The organism is Haemophilus sp. HMSC71H05, assembly GCF_001838635.1.
Lineage (GTDB): Bacteria > Pseudomonadota > Gammaproteobacteria > Enterobacterales > Pasteurellaceae > Haemophilus_D > Haemophilus_D parainfluenzae_R.
This window is the reverse complement of record NZ_KV838026.1, coordinates 484,819-502,736: the sequence shown is the minus strand read 5'-3', so window position 1 is coordinate 502,736 and position 17,918 is coordinate 484,819. Positions and strand designations below refer to the sequence as shown.

At 39.7% G+C, this 17,918-nt stretch carries 14 protein-coding genes; 10 read left to right on the top strand and 4 right to left on the bottom strand.

What is annotated here, in order from left to right; translation table 11 throughout:
* Positions 1–103: 103 nt before the first annotated feature.
* Complete coding sequence (locus HMPREF3279_RS03780) at positions 104–3,130, top strand: glycoside hydrolase family 2 TIM barrel-domain containing protein (RefSeq protein WP_070868122.1); 3,027 nt, start codon at positions 104–106, stop codon at positions 3,128–3,130.
* 49 nt (positions 3,131–3,179) lie between these two features.
* On the opposite strand, the gene HMPREF3279_RS03775 is transcribed toward HMPREF3279_RS03780, so the two are convergent.
* Complete coding sequence (locus HMPREF3279_RS03775) at positions 3,180–3,443, bottom strand: GrxA family glutaredoxin (protein ID WP_005695639.1); 264 nt, start codon at positions 3,441–3,443, stop codon at positions 3,180–3,182.
* Between the two features lie 130 nt (positions 3,444–3,573).
* On the opposite strand from HMPREF3279_RS03775, the gene HMPREF3279_RS03770 reads away from it, so the two are divergent.
* On the top strand, positions 3,574–4,473 hold the full coding sequence (locus HMPREF3279_RS03770) for a RimK family alpha-L-glutamate ligase (RefSeq protein WP_070868121.1): 900 nt from the start codon (positions 3,574–3,576) through the stop codon (positions 4,471–4,473).
* A gap of 38 nt (positions 4,474–4,511) precedes the next feature.
* On the opposite strand, the gene HMPREF3279_RS03765 is transcribed toward HMPREF3279_RS03770, so the two are convergent.
* Together HMPREF3279_RS03765 and fumC are read right to left on the bottom strand one after the other, a co-directional pair.
* Complete coding sequence (locus HMPREF3279_RS03765) at positions 4,512–5,114, bottom strand: chalcone isomerase family protein (RefSeq protein WP_070868120.1); 603 nt, start codon at positions 5,112–5,114, stop codon at positions 4,512–4,514.
* 111 nt (positions 5,115–5,225) lie between these two features.
* Positions 5,226–6,620, bottom strand: coding sequence for a class II fumarate hydratase (gene fumC, locus HMPREF3279_RS03760; RefSeq protein ID WP_070868119.1), 1,395 nt, complete (start codon positions 6,618–6,620; stop codon positions 5,226–5,228).
* 238 nt (positions 6,621–6,858) lie between these two features.
* On the opposite strand from fumC, the gene HMPREF3279_RS03755 reads away from it, so the two are divergent.
* The 4 genes from HMPREF3279_RS03755 (at position 6,859) to valS (ending at position 11,274) form a co-directional block, all read left to right on the top strand.
* A complete protein-coding gene (locus HMPREF3279_RS03755; RefSeq protein WP_049355404.1) occupies positions 6,859–7,290 on the top strand; it encodes a DNA polymerase III subunit chi in 432 nt (143 codons plus the stop codon).
* A 31-nt stretch (positions 7,291–7,321) separates the two neighbouring features.
* Positions 7,322–7,903, top strand: coding sequence for a hypothetical protein (locus HMPREF3279_RS03750; protein ID WP_070868118.1), 582 nt, complete (start codon positions 7,322–7,324; stop codon positions 7,901–7,903).
* A gap of 75 nt (positions 7,904–7,978) precedes the next feature.
* Positions 7,979–8,287, top strand: coding sequence for a N(4)-acetylcytidine aminohydrolase (gene yqfB, locus HMPREF3279_RS03745; protein ID WP_070868117.1), 309 nt, complete (start codon positions 7,979–7,981; stop codon positions 8,285–8,287).
* 122 nt (positions 8,288–8,409) lie between these two features.
* Positions 8,410–11,274, top strand: a complete 2,865-nt coding sequence (valS, locus tag HMPREF3279_RS03740; RefSeq protein WP_070868116.1) for a valine--tRNA ligase — start codon at positions 8,410–8,412, stop codon at positions 11,272–11,274.
* An 82-nt stretch (positions 11,275–11,356) separates the two neighbouring features.
* On the opposite strand, the gene HMPREF3279_RS03735 is transcribed toward valS, so the two are convergent.
* Positions 11,357–14,434: a D-2-hydroxyglutarate dehydrogenase YdiJ gene (locus tag HMPREF3279_RS03735; RefSeq protein ID WP_070868115.1), complete on the bottom strand. Its 3,078-nt coding sequence runs from the start codon at positions 14,432–14,434 to the stop codon at positions 11,357–11,359.
* Positions 14,435–14,835: 401 nt separating this feature from the next.
* On the opposite strand from HMPREF3279_RS03735, the gene ompA reads away from it, so the two are divergent.
* The 4 genes from ompA to HMPREF3279_RS03715 all read left to right on the top strand — a co-directional run bounded on the left by ompA (position 14,836) and on the right by HMPREF3279_RS03715 (position 17,875).
* Positions 14,836–15,939: a porin OmpA gene (gene ompA / locus HMPREF3279_RS03730; protein ID WP_070868114.1), complete on the top strand. Its 1,104-nt coding sequence runs from the start codon at positions 14,836–14,838 to the stop codon at positions 15,937–15,939.
* Between the two features lie 102 nt (positions 15,940–16,041).
* Positions 16,042–16,623 carry a LemA family protein gene (locus HMPREF3279_RS03725; RefSeq protein ID WP_070868113.1) on the top strand — a complete coding sequence of 194 codons (582 nt, stop codon included), beginning with the start codon at positions 16,042–16,044 and terminating at the stop codon, positions 16,621–16,623.
* 9 nt (positions 16,624–16,632) lie between these two features.
* Positions 16,633–17,082 carry a TPM domain-containing protein gene (locus tag HMPREF3279_RS03720; RefSeq protein ID WP_014065676.1) on the top strand — a complete coding sequence of 150 codons (450 nt, stop codon included), beginning with the start codon at positions 16,633–16,635 and terminating at the stop codon, positions 17,080–17,082.
* Entirely contained in the window at positions 17,075–17,875 is an 801-nt protein-coding gene (locus HMPREF3279_RS03715; RefSeq protein ID WP_070868112.1) for a TPM domain-containing protein, read from the top strand. The genes HMPREF3279_RS03720 and HMPREF3279_RS03715 overlap by 8 nt, the downstream gene beginning before the upstream one ends.
* The last annotated feature ends 43 nt before the right edge of the window (positions 17,876–17,918 follow it).

Below are 17,918 nucleotides of genomic sequence, written 5' to 3'. Positions count from 1 at the left end.
TCACGATTTATAAACTTATCGCTAGATTAGTCGAAGATTTTAGGTATAGTGGGCGTCATTCAGGCGCCCTTTTTTATGTGTCTAAATTGCATTGGGAGTTTTTATGTCGTTGCCTCGCTATTTTGAAAATCCGCAAACCTTGCATGTGAATACCACACCTCATCATGCTTATTTTATTCCTTTTTCTTCAGCAGAAAGTGCGGTCAAAAAGAGACGAGAATTTTCCCCTTATTTTACCTTACTAAATGGCGAATGGGATTTTGCTTATTTTGAAAGCTATACTCACTTACCTCAAGATTTTCTTCGTTTTTCCTTTACGGATAAAATCCCCGTTCCATCCAACTGGCAAAACTATGGTTATGACAATCATCAATATACCAACGTAAATTATCCTTTCCCTTTTGATCCCCCTTATGTGCCTATCGAAAATCCTTGTGGTTTATATCATCGCGTTTTTAATATCGAAATCAATGCAGAAAAACGATATCTCTTAAATTTTGAAGGAGTAGATAGCTGCTTATTTGTCTATGTGAATCAACAATTTGCGGGCTACAGCCAAATTAGTCATTGCACCAGTGAATTTGATATCACTGATTTTTTACAACAAGAGGAAAATCACTTACATGTTCTCGTGTTGAAATGGTGTGATGGTAGTTATTTGGAAGATCAAGACAAATTCCGAATGTCTGGTATTTTTCGAGATGTTTATCTGTTAGCACGAGAAAGAAATTACTTACAGGATTTCTTCATTCAAACACAATTGAATCAAGAGCTTACTAAGGCTCAATTGTATGTGGTCTGTCAGTTTGCAGAACGCGAACAATCCATTTCTTGGCAATTATTTGATCCTCAAGGCGAATTGATAATTGAACAAAAAGGGCATGCATTTCATGCTGAAATTGAAAATGCACAATTATGGCATGCGGAGAACCCTCGTTTATACACGTTGATTTTGCAATATAGATCAGAAGTGATTTGCCAAAAGGTTGGCTTGCGTCATATCGAAGTGAAGAATGGTGTCATGTTATTTAACGGACAAGCGATAAAGTTTAAAGGCGTTAATCGTCACGATAGTTATCCGAAAACCGGTTACGCCATCAGCCGCGAACAAGCATTGCAAGATTTACGCTTAATGAAACAGCATAATTTTAATGCCATTCGTACAGCGCATTATCCAAATGCCCCTTGGTTTACCGAATTGTGTGATGAATATGGTTTTTATGTGATTGCGGAAAGCGATATTGAATCGCACGGTACGAATGCAGTCTATGTGGAGTCGCCAGAAACCAGTATTTTGTTAGGGGTAAAAACAGAGATTGATCATGACGCAATTCGTCAAAAAACAATCGACAATTATTGTTATATGGCTCGAAGCTCTGAATTTAATCAAGCCATTTTAGACCGCACTTATGCCAATGTTGAGCGAGATAAAAATCGGCCTTCTGTTGTGATTTGGTCATTGGGAAATGAAAGTGGATACGGTGAGAACTTTGAGCAAGCTGCCGCTTGGGTGAAACAGCGCGATCCAAGTCGCTTAGTGCATTATGAAAATGCGATCTTTCAGCATTCAGCCCATCAAAATGACACATCCAATTTAGATTTTCATAGCGAAATGTACACTAGTACGGAAGAATTGGATGCTTATTTTGCCGATACTCAAAATCAAAAGCCTTATCTTTTCTGTGAATATTTGCATGCGATGGGGAATTCTTGCGGAGACACAGAGGATTATTTCCAAGCCATGGAGCGACATGCTGGCGCTTGTGGTGGCTTTGTATGGGAGTGGTGTAATCATTCCCCTTATTTGCCAAACTCAAGCAAGATGGGCTATGGCGGGGATTTTAATGACACGCCGAATGACGGTAATTTTTGTGCTGATGGATTAGTGACGGCAGACCGTCAAATTCAAAGCAATTTGTTGGAATACAAAAATGTGTATCGTCCACTTCGAGCTACATTAAAAAATGGCCATATCGAACTCAAAAATTATTTGGATTTTACGGATGCGGCAGAGGCTATTTCGATTCATTATCAAATCACCGAAGATTTTGCTGTTATACAAGAAGGCCAAATAGATGATTTAAACATTACACCAAAATCAACCGCACTTTTGCCTTTAACATTGCCGACAAGTAACGGTTCATTACAAGTTTTAACATTGACCTATCATCAAAAAACAGAAACAGGTTTAATTCCCCAAGGGCTCAGTTTAGGATTTGATCAGATCATTTTGTCAGAGCAATCACAATTATCCACAAATGAATTCAAACCAAATCATCACTCGATTTCTGTTTCAGAACATGCCAATTTAATTTCAGTTAAAGTGGCAGATATTGAATACCAGTTTGATCAATATAAAGGCACCATTCAACAAATTACTAAAGATGGCAAGCCGTGGTTAAATCAAGCCGCTGATTTCAATATTTGGCGAGCGCCTTTAGATAATGATAGTTTAATGAAAACACATTGGCTTGCTGCAGGTTACGATCGTGCGATGAGTCGAGTCTATGATTATCATTTAACCGAGCTGGAAAGTGCGGTTGAAATTATCTTTAAATTGGGGCTAGTCGCCGTATCAAAAGCGAGAATTTTGACATTGAATGTGGTGTATCGTATTGAGCAAAATGGGCTGCTTCAGATTAATATTCATGCTGAAAAACAACCGCATTTGCCATTTTTACCACGCTTTGGTTTACGTTTCTTCCTTAATCAAGGATTTAATCAAGTGCAGTATGTAGGCTATGGTCCAACGGAAAGTTATCTGGATAAACATCACGCCACGGCTTTCGGTCGTTATAAGACAACGCCAGAAAGTAATCATGTGCCTTATTTAAAACCACAAGAAAATGGCAGTCACTATGGTTGTCGTGAGGTGAAGGTGGTGAATTCGGCTGATTGTTTTACCGTGCAAAGTCATACGCTTTTTAGCATGAATGTTTCCCCTTATTCTCAAGAAGAATTGGGCAGTAAAAAGCACCAATATGATTTGGAGAAAAGTGGCAGTACGATCTTGTGTGTGGATTATAAAATGAGTGGGGTTGGCTCCAATTCTTGTGGACCCGCATTAAAAGAACAATATCGTTTGAATGAAACGGAGTGGGATTGGTCGATTTTGTTGCAAATTAAATAATAAAAAAGTGCGGTTGAAATTAACCGCACTTTTATGTTTTTAGCAAAAATTAAGCAACAACGTTAAATTGTTCTTTCATTAATGCTTCGAAATCAGTGCAACCGCCGATTGGTTTTTCATCGATAAAGATTTGTGGCACAGTTTCCACTTCTTTACCGACAGATTTTGATAAATCTGCTTTAGAAATGCCTTCAGCAATAATATCTACATAGCGATAATCGAAATCCGCTACTTCACCTTTTAATTTTTCAGCAAGGTTTTTTGCACGTACACAATAAGGACAGCCTGGACGACCAAAAATAACTACGAACATAAAATTTTCCTTTTATTTAAACAAAATTCCTAATAATTTTACTCTATTTCCACAAAAGCAGAAATCATTTTTCAGGATTATTGTGATTGGTGTAATATATCAACTCTTCTTTTCCTAAGGGTATAACTGAATGAAATTATTGATGCTTTGCCGCGAGCCTCGCCTTTATAGCTGCCAACGTTTAAAAGAAGCAGCGGAAAGTTGCGGGCATCAAATGGATATTTTGGATCCTAATCGTTGCATTTTAAAACTTGACAAAAATCAACCGCACTTTTCTTTGTATTATCAACAAAATGTAGAAAGTGAACCCTATTTATTGTCTGATTATGATGCAGTGTTACCCCGCTTTGGGACGACAAGTACCCAAATGGGCTGTGCAGTATTGCGTCATTTCCAAGGAAAAGGTGTCTATTGCCTTAATAAAGAACAGGCGTTTTTAGCCGCACGCGATAAATGGCGTAGTTTGCAGATGTTATTGGAGCAAGGTATTGCAGTACCGAGTTCAGTCTTATCCGGTTGTGAGGTTGAGCCGAAACAAGCCATTAAGCAAACAACTGCCCCAATGATTATTAAAACCTTAAAAGGATCGCAAGGTATTGGTGTGATTTTAGCCGAACATCCACAAAGTGCGGTCAGTATTTTAGAAACGTTAAAAGATTCGAATGTGCCTGTTTTGTTACAAGATTTTGTAGAAGAGGCAAAAGGAACAGATATTCGCTGTTTTGTGATCGGTGATAAAGTCGTCGCCACAATGCAGCGTATTGGACAAGACGGCGAGTTTCGTGCGAATTTTCACCGTGGTGGCACAGCAGAAAAAGTTAAACTCACTGAAGAGGAAAAATCCATCGCCATTCATGCGACTAAAGCCTTAGGGCTTGCGGTAGCTGGTGTTGATTTGATTCGTTCAAAAGAAGGTTTATTAGTGCTTGAAGTGAATGCTAGTCCTGGTTTAGAAATGATTGAGAAGACCAGTGGTATTGATATTGCATTACAGATGATCTTGTTTTTAGAACAGCAAGTGAAACAATAAAAGAAAAGGGCGAACTATATCATGTTCGCCCTTGTTGTTTATCCTTTTGCGTCTTGTTTAAAATCGTAATTTGGTGGTAATTCCGGCATTGTATTTTCTTCATCAAAAGGCTCGCTTGCCGGTTGATGTTGAAATTCTTTGCTATCGTGAGCCGGTTTTTCTTTACCTAATAATTGCGGTTGTAATTTGATAAAACTACTTTTATCTGAAAGCCACACATCAATAAATGCTTGTGTAAATTTTTGATCGAATTCGTGATCTAACACAGTATCGTTTAACACGAAATAGCCTTTATCTTGTAAGGCTACAAAATTTAAGATGTCGCTAGGTGAAAAATCAGGGAAGATTTCCTGCATTTTTTTCAGCCATGCGGTGGTGTCATCTTTACTTAAGTTTTGGGCTTCCATTTCTTTAGTTAAAGCAATGGCGAAATTTTTCCCTTCAACTGGTTTCTCATATTTAATCGAAAACATTAACGGACGTTCATTCTTTTCATATGACCCCGTTTCAGAATACAAGCCGACAGTGTAAACATGGAATGGCCCCCATGTGTATTCAGCATTGCCGACCGGTTGCCATTGGGCAAAAAGTGCGGTGGAAAATAAGGCTGAAATGGCAGCAATAATAAATTTCAGTTTCATAGTTTTTTTCATATCAAAAATATTGCCGTGATTATAACAAAAAAGCCCTCTAAAAAAACACAAATAAAAAGGCAGGAATACCTGCCTTTGACATCAAATTATTGGGGGAGTTTATTTTAAGCTACCCACCATATCTTCTGGACGAACCCATTTGTCGAAATCTTCGGCTGAAACTAAGCCTAAGTTAATCGCTTCTTCACGTAGAGTTGTACCATTTTTGTGTGCGGTTTTCGCAATTTTCGCTGCATTTTCGTAACCAATGTGTGTATTAAGTGCGGTGACTAACATCAATGAATTTTCCAATTGTTGTTTAATGCGAGGGTAGTTTGGTTGAATACCGGTTGCGCAGTGTTCATCAAATGATACGCAAGCATCACCCAATAATTGTGCAGATTGTAAGAAGTTCGCCACCATTACAGGGTTAAATACGTTTAATTGGAAGTGACCTTGTGAGCCAACGAATGCGATAGTGGTATCGTTACCGAATACCTGTGCACACACCATGGTTAATGCTTCACATTGAGTTGGGTTCACTTTACCCGGCATGATTGAAGAACCTGGTTCATTTTCAGGAATTAAGATTTCACCAATACCAGAACGAGGGCCTGATGCTAATAAACGAATGTCGTTTGCAATTTTGAATAAGCTCATCGCTAATTGTTTAATTGCACCGTGAGTTTCCACAATCGCATCGTGTGCGGCTAACGCTTCAAATTTGTTTTCTGCAGTCACAAATGGTAAGCCAGTGAATTGCGCGATGTAATCCGCCACTTTTACATCATAGCCTTTTGGTGTGTTTAAACCAGTACCTACTGCCGTACCACCAAGTGCTAGTTGACTTAAGTGTGGAAGGGTATTTCTTAGTGCACGTAAACCGAAATCTAATTGTGCAGCGTATGCAGAGAATTCTTGGCCTAATGTTAATGGGGTTGCGTCCATTAAGTGAGTGCGGCCAATTTTTACCACATCTTTAAATTCTGCTGATTTTTTAGCGAAAGTTTTTTGTAAACGTTCTACACAAGGAATGGTGTGTTCAACCACTTTTTTGTATGCCGCAATGTGCATTGCAGTTGGGAAAGTATCATTTGAAGATTGGGATTTGTTCACATCATCATTTGGATGGATGAATGATTTTTCACCTAATTTACCACCATGTAAAACATGAGCACGGTTTGCCACCACTTCGTTCACGTTCATGTTTGATTGTGTACCTGAACCAGTTTGCCAAATAACTAATGGGAATTGGTCGTCTAATTTTCCTGCAAGGATTTCATCACAGGCGGTTGCGATTAAATCACGTTTCTCAGCAGGTAATACACCTAAATCACAGTTTGCGAAAGCAGCGGCTTTTTTCAAATAACCGAAAGCTTCAATAATTTCGTGCGGCATAGAGGCTGCCGGACCAATTTTGAAGTTGTTACGGGAACGTTCGGTTTGTGCTGCCCAGTATTTATCTGCAGGAACTTGAACTTCGCCCATAGTGTCTTTTTCAATACGAAATGCCATGTGATACTCCTATCATCAAAAATAAAAACAAATCTTTAAAATTCTAACACCTACGAGTTATGAATGGAATGTAACAGAAGGGTAAAAAGTCACTTTTGTGATATAGATCATAAAAGTGCGGTAAAAAATTTTCGTGTTTTTTCTATTTGCGTTAATCACCTTGTTGATGATTTATTTTTTAGTGCTTTTTTGATAAAATCCGCCAGTTTACAAAACGATAAATGGAGAAGTCGCAATCATGGCAAAAAACGCACAATTTTATCTCTTAAATCCAGAAAAGAAGATAACAGTTGAGCAACTTGCCTGTGATCTTGCTGCTCAAGCGTGGCGTTTAGGCAAGCGAGTGTTAATCGCTTGCGAAACAGAAGAGCAAGCATTTTTAATTGATGAAGCATTATGGCAACGGGATCCGAATGAGTTTGTCCCTCATAATCTTTCAGGCGAAGCAACACAATACGCACCGCCAATTGAGATTAGTTGGAAAGGCAAACGCAATGCCCAACGTCGCGATTTGCTGATCAATTTGCAAATGGAAGTGCCAGATTTTAGCCACAGCTTTACACAATTAATTGATTTTGTACCGGTAGAAGAAACGCAAAAAGCTCAAGCGCGTGAACGTTATAAAATTCTTCGCTCACAAGGTTGGACGCTTTCTACTGAAAACACTTAATATTTTTAACTTTAAAACCTAGGAAATTAACATGAGTTTAAACGCTAAAGTGGCTTTAAGCCTTATTCTTGGCGCAAGCACCTTATTATCTGCTTGTGACAATAAAGAAAATACCTCAACTCAAGTTGAGAAAGCAGTAAGAATACCGACATCAACAGAAAAAGCAGAAAGTGCAGTTGAAAAATCAAAAGAATTAGTGGCTGAAACTAAATCAGCCGAAAAAGTCGTTGAGAAAACAGAAACCACAGAAGCTAAAGCAGACGCTAACAAAGTAGATGTAAAATCAGACGCCGTGAAAGCCGAAGTTAAAAAAGAGGCGAAAGCGGATGATGTGGCAGAAAAAGTATCTGAGAAAAAGGAAACTGTTGTAGCACAACAAGCGGCAACGGCTCAGAAACCACGCGTAATTCCTACTGAAAAAGCATCGAAAGAAAGTGCTAAACATAAACAGAAAAAAGCGGTATTGAATGTGTTAGAAAAACAATATAAACAAGTTCGTTGTTCTGCTGACGCGAAAAATTTAAGTGGCGATAGTTTCTGCCGTCAAGAAGAACGCCGTTTATTCTTAGAAATTCAACGCATTAAAGATGAATTAAGAGGGATTGAGGCATAATCTCATTCTTACCAATATGAGGGCGTGATCAAATCGCCCTCAAAATAAAAAATAGATTTTTTGTGACCGCACTTTATGAACGATATTACCTTTTACCAACGTTTCGAAGCAGATATTCTCGCTGGACGTAAAACCATCACCATTCGGGATAAATCTGAAAGCCATTTTAAAGCAGGTGATATTTTGCGTGTAGGTCGATTTGAGGATAATCAATATTTCTGCACGATTGAAGTGTTAGGTGTGTCGCCGATTACTCTTGATGAACTAACGGAACAGCATGCAGCTCAGGAAAATATGAGTTTGGTTGAATTGCGAAAAGTGATTAAGGCAATTTATCCAAGTGAAAGTGAGTTTTGGGTAATTAATTTTAAACTCATTGAATAACGCTAAAATATTAACCATACTTGAAAAGAAAGTTAATTATTGGTTGGGTGCGTATATCAACGTGCCAAGTATTTAATATAACGGTGTGTTTATACTCACCCTACTAAGTAAGAGAAAAATAAATGACACAAAAATTCGAAATGGCAGACCGTTTTAATCCGTCTGCGGTAGAGCAAGCCCTTTATCAACATTGGGAAGAGAGCGGTTATTTTAAACCGTCTGAAAATGAAAACGCGCCGAGCTATTGCATTGCGATTCCGCCGCCGAACGTAACAGGTTCCCTACACATGGGACACGCGTTCCAACAAACCTTAATGGATACCTTAATCCGTTTTAACCGTATGGAAGGGCATAACACCTTATGGCAAGCGGGGACAGACCATGCGGGTATTGCGACCCAAATGGTGGTGGAGCGTAAAATCGCCGCAGAAGAAGGCAAAACTCGCCATGATTATGGTCGTGAAGCTTTCATCAATAAGATTTGGGATTGGAAAGCCTATTCAGGCGGCACAATCAGCCAACAAATGCGCCGTTTAGGTAACTCAATCGATTGGGAACGTGAGCGTTTCACCATGGATGATGGTTTATCTAACGCGGTAAAAGAAGTGTTTGTTCGCTTGCACGAAGAAGGGTTGATTTACCGTGGCAAACGCTTAGTAAACTGGGATCCAAAACTTCACACTGCGATTTCTGATTTAGAAGTGGAAAACAAAGAGAGCAAAGGTTCCCTTTGGCATTTCCGTTATCCGTTAGCCAACGGTGCAAAAACGGCGGATGGTAAAGATTATTTAGTGGTGGCAACCACGCGTCCAGAAACCATGCTGGGCGATACAGCAGTGGCAGTGCATCCAGAAGATGAGCGTTATCAATCTTTAATCGGTAAAACAGTCGTTCTGCCGTTGGCAAACCGTGAAATTCCAATCATTGCTGATGAATATGTGGATCGTGAATTCGGTACGGGTGTAGTGAAAATTACGCCTGCACACGACTTTAACGACTACGAAGTGGGTAAACGTCACAGCTTGCCAATGGTTAACGTGTTAACTTTAAATGCGGATATTCGTGATGAAGCAGAAATTATCGGTACTGATGGCAAACCACTTGCGGGTTATGAAGCGACTATTCCTGCGGATTACCGTGGCTTAGAGCGTTTCGCTGCACGTAAGAAAATCGTGGCAGATTTTGAAGCGCTAGGTTTATTAGACGAAATTAAACCACACGATCTCAAAGTGCCTTATGGCGACCGTGGTGGTGTGCCAATCGAGCCGATGTTAACCGACCAATGGTATGTGAGCGTGAAACCGCTTGCCGATGTCGCAATTAAAGCGGTGGAAGACGGCGAAATCCAATTCGTGCCGAAACAATACGAAAACCTTTACTTCTCTTGGATGCGTGATATTCAAGATTGGTGTATCTCTCGCCAACTTTGGTGGGGACACCGTATTCCAGCGTGGTATGACGCGGAAGGCAATGTTTATGTTGCGCGTAACGAAGCAGAAGTGCGGTCAAAATATAACTTAGATTCTGCAGTTGATCTCAAACAAGATGAAGACGTGTTAGACACCTGGTTCTCATCAGGCTTATGGACATTCTCAACTTTAGGTTGGCCAGAGAAAACTAAAGAACTCAAAATGTTCCACCCGACAGATGTGTTAATTACCGGCTTCGACATCATCTTCTTCTGGGTTGCGCGTATGATTATGTTTACGATGCACTTCGTGAAAGATGAAAACGGTAAACCACAAGTACCATTCAAAACCGTGTACGTAACAGGCTTGATCCGTGATGAAAACGGACAAAAAATGTCGAAATCGAAAGGTAACGTGCTCGATCCAATCGACATGATCGACGGTATCAGTCTTGAAGATTTGCTTGAAAAACGCACCGGCAACATGATGCAGCCGCAATTGGCAGAGAAAATTGCTAAAGCGACTCGAAAAGAATTCGCAGAGGGCATTGCCGCTCACGGTACAGACGCATTACGTTTCACATTAGCCGCATTGGCTTCAAACGGTCGTGATATCAACTGGGATATGAAACGTTTAGAGGGCTACCGTAACTTCTGTAATAAATTGTGGAATGCAAGCCGTTTTGTCTTAACGAATGAAAAGTTGGATTTAAGCGAAGGCGAGATCGAATTCTCATTAGCGGATCGTTGGATTCAATCTGAATTTAATCGTACCGTAGAAACGTTCCGTAATTCATTAAGCCAATATCGTTTTGACCTTTGTGCCAATGCGATTTATGAGTTTACTTGGAACCAATTCTGTGACTGGTATTTAGAATTGACTAAACCGGTATTTGCCAACGGCAATGCAGCACAAATCCGTGCGGCAAGCCAAACCTTGGTTCATGTGTTAGAAAAATTATTACGTTTAGCACATCCGCTTATTCCATTTATTACCGAAGAAATTTGGCAAAAAGTGAAAGGATTTGTGGGCATTACAGCTGACAGCATTATGTTACAAGTATTCCCTAAAGTGGAAGAGAACGGTTTTGATCCAGAAGCAGAAGCTGAAATTGAGTGGTTAAAAGAAGTGATCGTTGCGGTGCGTAATATTCGTGCAGAAAGCAACATCGCACCAAGCAAAGGCTTAGATCTGTTATTCCGTAATTTAAGTGCAGAAAATGCAAAAATTCTTGAAAAACAGACCGCTCTTTTAAAAGCCATGGCGAAGTTAGACAACGTTCAAGTGTTAGCCGCAAACGAAACCGCACCACTTGCGGTAGCGAAATTGGTCGGTAATGCTGAATTGCTCGTGCCAATGGCTGGCTTTATCAATAAAGAAGCCGAGCTTGCCCGTTTAACCAAAGAGATTGAAAAATATCAAAATGAGGTTAAACGTATCGAAAACAAACTCAGCAACGAAGCTTTCGTGGCTAAAGCACCTGAAGCGGTGATTGCGAAAGAACGTGAAAAACAAGCGGAATACCAATCTGGATTAGAAAAAATCCAAGAGCAGTATAAAGCGATTGAAGCGTTGTAGTTTTTGAATAAAGAAAGCGGTCAGATTTAAAATCTGGCCGCTTTTTATTTTCTAAAATATTGTGGTAAGTAGAAAATCTATTCTAGTTATTCAATATCTCAAGCAATGCTTGCACAGGATGTTTCAAGATGGCTTTTTCATATCGTTTCACTTGGCTACGGCAGGAATAGCCGGTTGCGAGACAATGATTCGGATCTTTACCTTGTAATTTTTTGCCCCATGATACGTCGTAAATATCTTTCGACATGGTTTGATTTTGAACCTCATGACCAAATACGCCCGCCATACCACAGCAGCCGACTTTCTCAACGTTCAAGGTTTGTCCAAATTGCGCAAAAATATGCTGCCATTCTTTTGGGCTGTTTGGCATAAAGGTGGATTCAGTACAATGAGGGAATAAATGCCACTCAAAAGTGCGGTCAGATTTCGCGATATTTTTCACTGCACTTTGTAATGCGTTACTTTCTAATTGATTGGTCAGCCATTCATGTGCTATGAGTACATGGAAATCACCGCGAGAATCGCCTAATGCCTCTTTATATTCATCACGATAAGAAAGCACAATAGCCGGATCTACACCGACCAAAGGCACATTTAATTTAGCGACGCGATTTAAAAACTCAGCTTGTGTTTTCGCGGTTTTACTAAAGCGAGCTAAAAAACCTTTGATATGCATGGCTTTGCCATTTGGTTTAAAAGGCAGAAGGATTGGTGAGAATCCTAATTTTTGTGTGAGAGCGACAAAGTCTCGTACCACTTTAGCATCGTAATAAGAGGTATATGGGTCTTGTACGATAAAGAGCATCTTCGCTTTTTCTGTTGCATTGAGACCTTCCAACTCTTCTAATTTTTTGCCTTGATAACCAATTTCCACTAATTGCTGTTGGAGGTTTGGCTCTGAAAGGAGAGGCAAATCAGTCATACCCAGTGTTTTTTCAACCAAGCGTTGAGTGACTTTGAGTTTGGTGAAATAATTGAATAATGCCGGTTGTTTCGCCATATAAGGTGCAGCAACTTCTAAATTCGCCACAAGATGATCTTTGACTGGGCGCAAATAACGACTGTGGTAGAAATGGAAAAATTTCGCACGGAAACTTGGTACGTCAATTTTAATCGGGCATTGGCTTGCACAGGCTTTACAAGCCAGACAAGTATCCATTGCGGCTTTAACTTCATGTGAGAAGTCATACTCACCGCGCCATTTCTGCACGCTATTGCGGAAACGTTCCACAAGTGCGGTCAGTTTGACTTGTGTTTTATGAAAATCTAATTGATCAGGCGATACGTTTTCATTGGCCATTAATCGCAACCATTCACGCACCATCGCGGCGCGCCCTTTTGGCGAGAATACGCGATTTTTACTCACTTTCATGGAAGGGCACATAATGCTGTGCTCATCAAAGTTAAAGCAAAGCCCGTTACCGTTACAATTCATTGCGCCTTTGAATTCGTCTCGCATCTGAATCGGGATTTGGCGATCATTGTCCGCACGCATTGGCGAGAGAATCGAATAGAGTTCCGCATCGCTATTAAGTGGCGTACAGATTTTACCTGGGTTGAGACGATTGTTTGGATCAAATAAAAATTTCACATAACGTAATTCTTGCCAAAGTTCAGGTGTAAAGAATTTCTCCCCATAATGAGAGCGGACTCCTTTACCGTGTTCCCCCCATAGTAAACCACCGTATTTCACCGTGAGTTCTGCCACTTCATCTGAAATTTGTTTAAAGAGTTTGACTTGTTCTTTATCGCATAAGTCTAAAGCCGGGCGAACGTGCAATACACCGGCATCCACATGGCCAAACATCCCATATTGCAGATTGTGGCTATCTAATAAGGCTCTAAATTCTGCAATGTAATCCGCAAGATGTTCTGGTGGCACACAGGTATCTTCCACAAAAGGAATCGGTTTGGCTGCGCCTTTCGCATTCCCCAATAGCCCCACTGCTTTTTTACGCATGGCGTAAATACGTTCAATAGAAGGCAAGTCAGAACAAAGTTGATATCCGATAATATGATCTTGGCTTTGTGCAATTTTTTCATCTAATTGCTGACAAAGTGCGGTCACTTGGTTGTCGATTTTAGCTTGATTGTTGCCCGCATATTCCACAATGTTTAAACCCTGAATTGGATTTTGTTCTTCTTCTGTTAAAAGTTCTTTCACTGAATGCCAAATAATATCTTGCTTAGCAAGGTTTAGCACTTTGGAATCGACGGTTTCAACGGAAAGGGCATTGGCTTTCACCATAAAAGGCGCATTGCGAAGGGCAGCATCAAATGAGCTGTACTTCACATTAATTAAGGTACGATATTTAGGAATCGGCAATAAATTGAGTTTGGCTTCGCAGATAAACGCAAGTGAACCTTCTGACCCCGTTAAAATTCGGGTGAGGTTAAATTCACTTTCATCTTTATTAAAGACATTCTTAAGATCGTAACCGGTGAGAAAGCGATTGAGTTGTGGTAAGTCTTGAATGATTGAGGTGCGCTTCTCTTTACAACGTTGGAAAATCGTTTGATGTAGCGTTTTACCATTTTCTGCAAGCGGGTAGTTTTCTAAAACATCGTTAGATTTGACCGCACTTGTATCTAATATTTCACCATTCATTAAAACAGAACGTAATGCTAAAACGTGATCAGAGGTTTTTCCGTATTGTAATGAGCCTTGACCGGAGGCATCGGTATTAATCATGCCACCTAGGGTCGCTCGATTACTGGTGGAGAGTTCCGGTGCAAAGAATAAACCGTGAGATTTTAAAAATTGGTTGAGTTGATCTTTTACTACGCCCGCCTGCACGCGAACCCAACGTTCTTCTATATTAAGTTCTAAAATGCTCGTCATGTGGCGAGAGAGATCGACAATAATGTTGTTATTTATAGATTGTCCATTGGTACCCGTGCCGCCACCGCGAGGTGTAAAGGTTAGATGAAGGTATTTCTCTTTATTGGCTAATTTGGTGATACGTACTACATCGGCAATAGATTTAGGGAATAAAATAGCCTGAGGAAGCTGCTGATAGACGCTGTTATCTGTCGCGAGACTTAAGCGGTCAGCATAATTTGAGGCAATATCACCTTCAAAATGCTGTTGTTGAAGTTCGCTAAGATAATCACTTACCACGTTATTAAGTTGTGGCACATTAGAAAGACGGGGCAACATAAAATTACTCACCTATATATAAAGAGAAGAAAGTGAATTTGATGATATATGAAGCTCAAAAAAAAGTCGATTTCAACAAAAGATATTTTTTGTTAGAATAGAAATCGGGTTAAAAATTAACCCGATTTTTGTGAACAAATGTTCATTTTAGGGGTTGTTTGTCTATAAAATAACCAAAAAGGGCAAAAAAAGTTTGATCTTTGGTGTTTTTATAGGATAATAACCATACTTTTGAACGTTCCTTTGGCTATGGCAAAGGAATTGAATTTGTCAAAAGGATAAGTTAGGGCAAATTCAAAACCCTAGTTAAGCAACGTTTAGAGTGTTTCTTTTTTATAAAGTTCACAATAAACAAGGAAACTTTTCTTATTAATAACGATGACTAAATAGAGGACATCAAAATGAAAAAAACTGCAATCGCATTAGTCGTTGCTGGTTTAGCAGCAGCTTCTGTAGCTCAAGCAGCTCCACAAGAAAACACTTTCTATGCAGGTGTTAAAGCTGGTCAAGCATCTTTCCACGATGGTATCAAAGCTAACACTGATGCTACTAACCCTCGTAGCTTAGATTTTGGTACTGGTTACAACCGTAATTCTTTCACTTACGGTGTATTTGGTGGTTACCAAATCTTAAATCGTGACAACTTAGGTTTAGCGGTTGAATTAGGTTACGACGATTTCGGTCGTGTTAAATTTAAAGATGCTGGTAAAGTAGCAACAAAACACACTAACCACGGTGCTCACTTAAGCTTAAAAGGTAGCTATGGTTTAGGTGGTTTAACTTCTGCTTTAGAAGGCTTAGATGTTTACGGTCGTGTTGGTGCAGCTTTAGTACGTTCAGACTATAAATTCTATGACACAGCAACTGGTGCTCGTGACCATGCTGAAGGTCGTCACAGCTTACGCGTTTCTCCAATGTTCGCAGCTGGTGTTGAATATGCATTACCATCATTACCAGAGTTAGCATTACGTTTAGAATACCAATGGTTAACACGTGTTGGTAAATATCGTACTCAAGATACTCACAATAGTTCTCAAGACTACAACCCATGGATCGGTTCTATCAACGCTGGTTTATCTTACCGTTTCGGTCAAGGTGCTGCTCCAGTTGTTGCACCTGAAGTTGTAAGCAAAACTTTCAACTTAAGCTCTGATGTGACTTTCGCTTTCGGTAAAGCTAACTTAAAACCACAAGCTAAAGCAACTTTAGACGGTATCTATGGTGAAATCGCTCAAATCAACAACGCTAACGTAGCAGTTGCTGGTTATACAGACCGTATTGGTAAAGATGCACCAAACGTGAAATTATCACAACGTCGTGCAGACTCTGTAGCTAACTACTTAGTAGCTAAAGGTGTTCCAGCTCAAAGCATCTCTGCAGTTGGTCACGGTAAAGCTAACCCAGTTACAGGTTCTACTTGTGATGCGGTTAAAGGTCGTAAAGCGCTTATCGCTTGTTTAGCACCAGACCGTCGTGTAGAAATCGCAGTTAACGGTACTAAATAATTTTATTTAGTTATCCATTAACGGATTAGCATTAGAAGACCTAAACTTCGGTTTAGGTCTTTTCTTATATAAATTAAACTTACAAATTAAAGGAATTTTTGAATGAAAAAGTGGATTATCTTGATTATTATCGCCGTTGCTGCAGGTTTAGGCTTAATGTCTAGCTACAATGGCTTAGTTAAAGCAGAAACTGAAATTGATTCTGTTTGGGCGAATGTTGAATCATCTTATCAACGTCGTGCTGATTTAATTCCAAACTTAGTGAATACTGTAAAAGGTCAAGCTAATTTTGAACAACAAACATTAACCAATGTAATCGAAGCGCGTGCAAAAGCGACACAAACTAAAATTGATCCGTCTAATTTAACGGAAGAACAATTAAACGAATTCCAACAAAACCAAAATCAAGTAGGCTCAGCATTATCTCGTTTACTTGTAACTGTAGAACAATACCCACAATTAAAAGCGAACGAAGGCTTTATGAACTTACAAGCGCAACTTGAAGGTACAGAAAACCGTATCAATGTCGCTCGTAATAAATTTAATGAAGCAGCACGTATTTATAATGAAAAAGTACGTCAATTCCCAACTAAATTAGCTGCAATGATTTTTGGTTTTAAAGCTAAACCTTACTTTAAATCAGCTACTGGCGCAGAAAACGCACCAACTGTAAACTTTAACTAAGGTTTATCTATGCCATTCTTTTCCAGAATTCCGGTAGATAAAAAGCAAATCGAGGCGGCGATTAGTCGCCTCGAAAGCTTAAGTTCGGCTGAGTTACGTGTTTATATTGAACGCAAAGTACCAAAGGCTTCTGCACAACTGTCTGCAATGGAACGTGCTTTAGAAGTGTTTGATGAACTGGAAATGCATAAAACAGCGGCACAAAATGCCGTGTTGATTTATGTGGGATATAAAAATCATCTCTGTGCAATCGTAGGTGATAAAGGCATTCATCAATTTGTTGATGTGGCTTATTGGCAGTTACAATGTGATTTAATGATTGAGCAGTTTAAACAAAAAGCTTATACACAAGGCATTGTGGATGCGATTGATCGTATCAGTGATATTTTATCTCGCCATTTTCCCATTCAGCCTGATGATGTGAATGAATTATCTAATGAGGTAATTATTAATGGCTAAGCTTTTATCTTTTATGAAAAGTGCGGTTATTTTTAGCCTTGTTTTTTTTGCTCAAGTGGTTGCTGCGGCAGAGTTTCCGCCTGCACCAAATCCTTTCCATTACATTAACGATTACACTAATACGCTTTCTACAGAACATAAGCAAATTTTAGAAAATAAATTGATTGCTTATAGTAAAGAAACGAGTTCACAAATCGCTGTCGTTTTAGTTCCGACAACCGGTGAATATGAAATTGCTGATTATACCTTTGCTTTAGGTGATAAATGGGGCATTGGACGAAAAAATCTGAACAATGGCGTGTTGATGCTGATTGCGAAGGATGATCGTAAAGTCTTTATCGCAACAGGGCAAGGTTTAGAAGGTGTATTGCCGGATGCTTTTTTATCGCAAGTCATCCGTTCAGCCATTTTGCCACAATTTAAACAAGGCCAATATGCGCAAGGTATTAATGACGGCTTAAACCAAATTATTGCGGCAAGTAAAGGCGAGTTTGATGCAGCACAAGTTGAAGAAGATGCGTTCGATAAGTATATCCCATTCTTAATGGTATTGGCGTTTATTGCCATTGTATTATTTGGTGAATTCCAATATCACAAAGATGAAGTCTATATTAGCCCGAATCAACGCGACCAACTGAATAAAATCATTCGTCAAAGTACGATTTCTCGTCGTCGTGGTGGTGGTTCCGGTTTCGGTGGCGGATTTGGAGGTGGCTTCGGCGGAGGCGGTTCTTCCGGTGGTGGCTTTGGTGGCGGCGGCTTCGGTGGCGGTGGAGCAGGTGGAAGTTGGTAAGACCAAGTCTTTCACTCAGGTTCTATCTTATGCTAGAATAGCG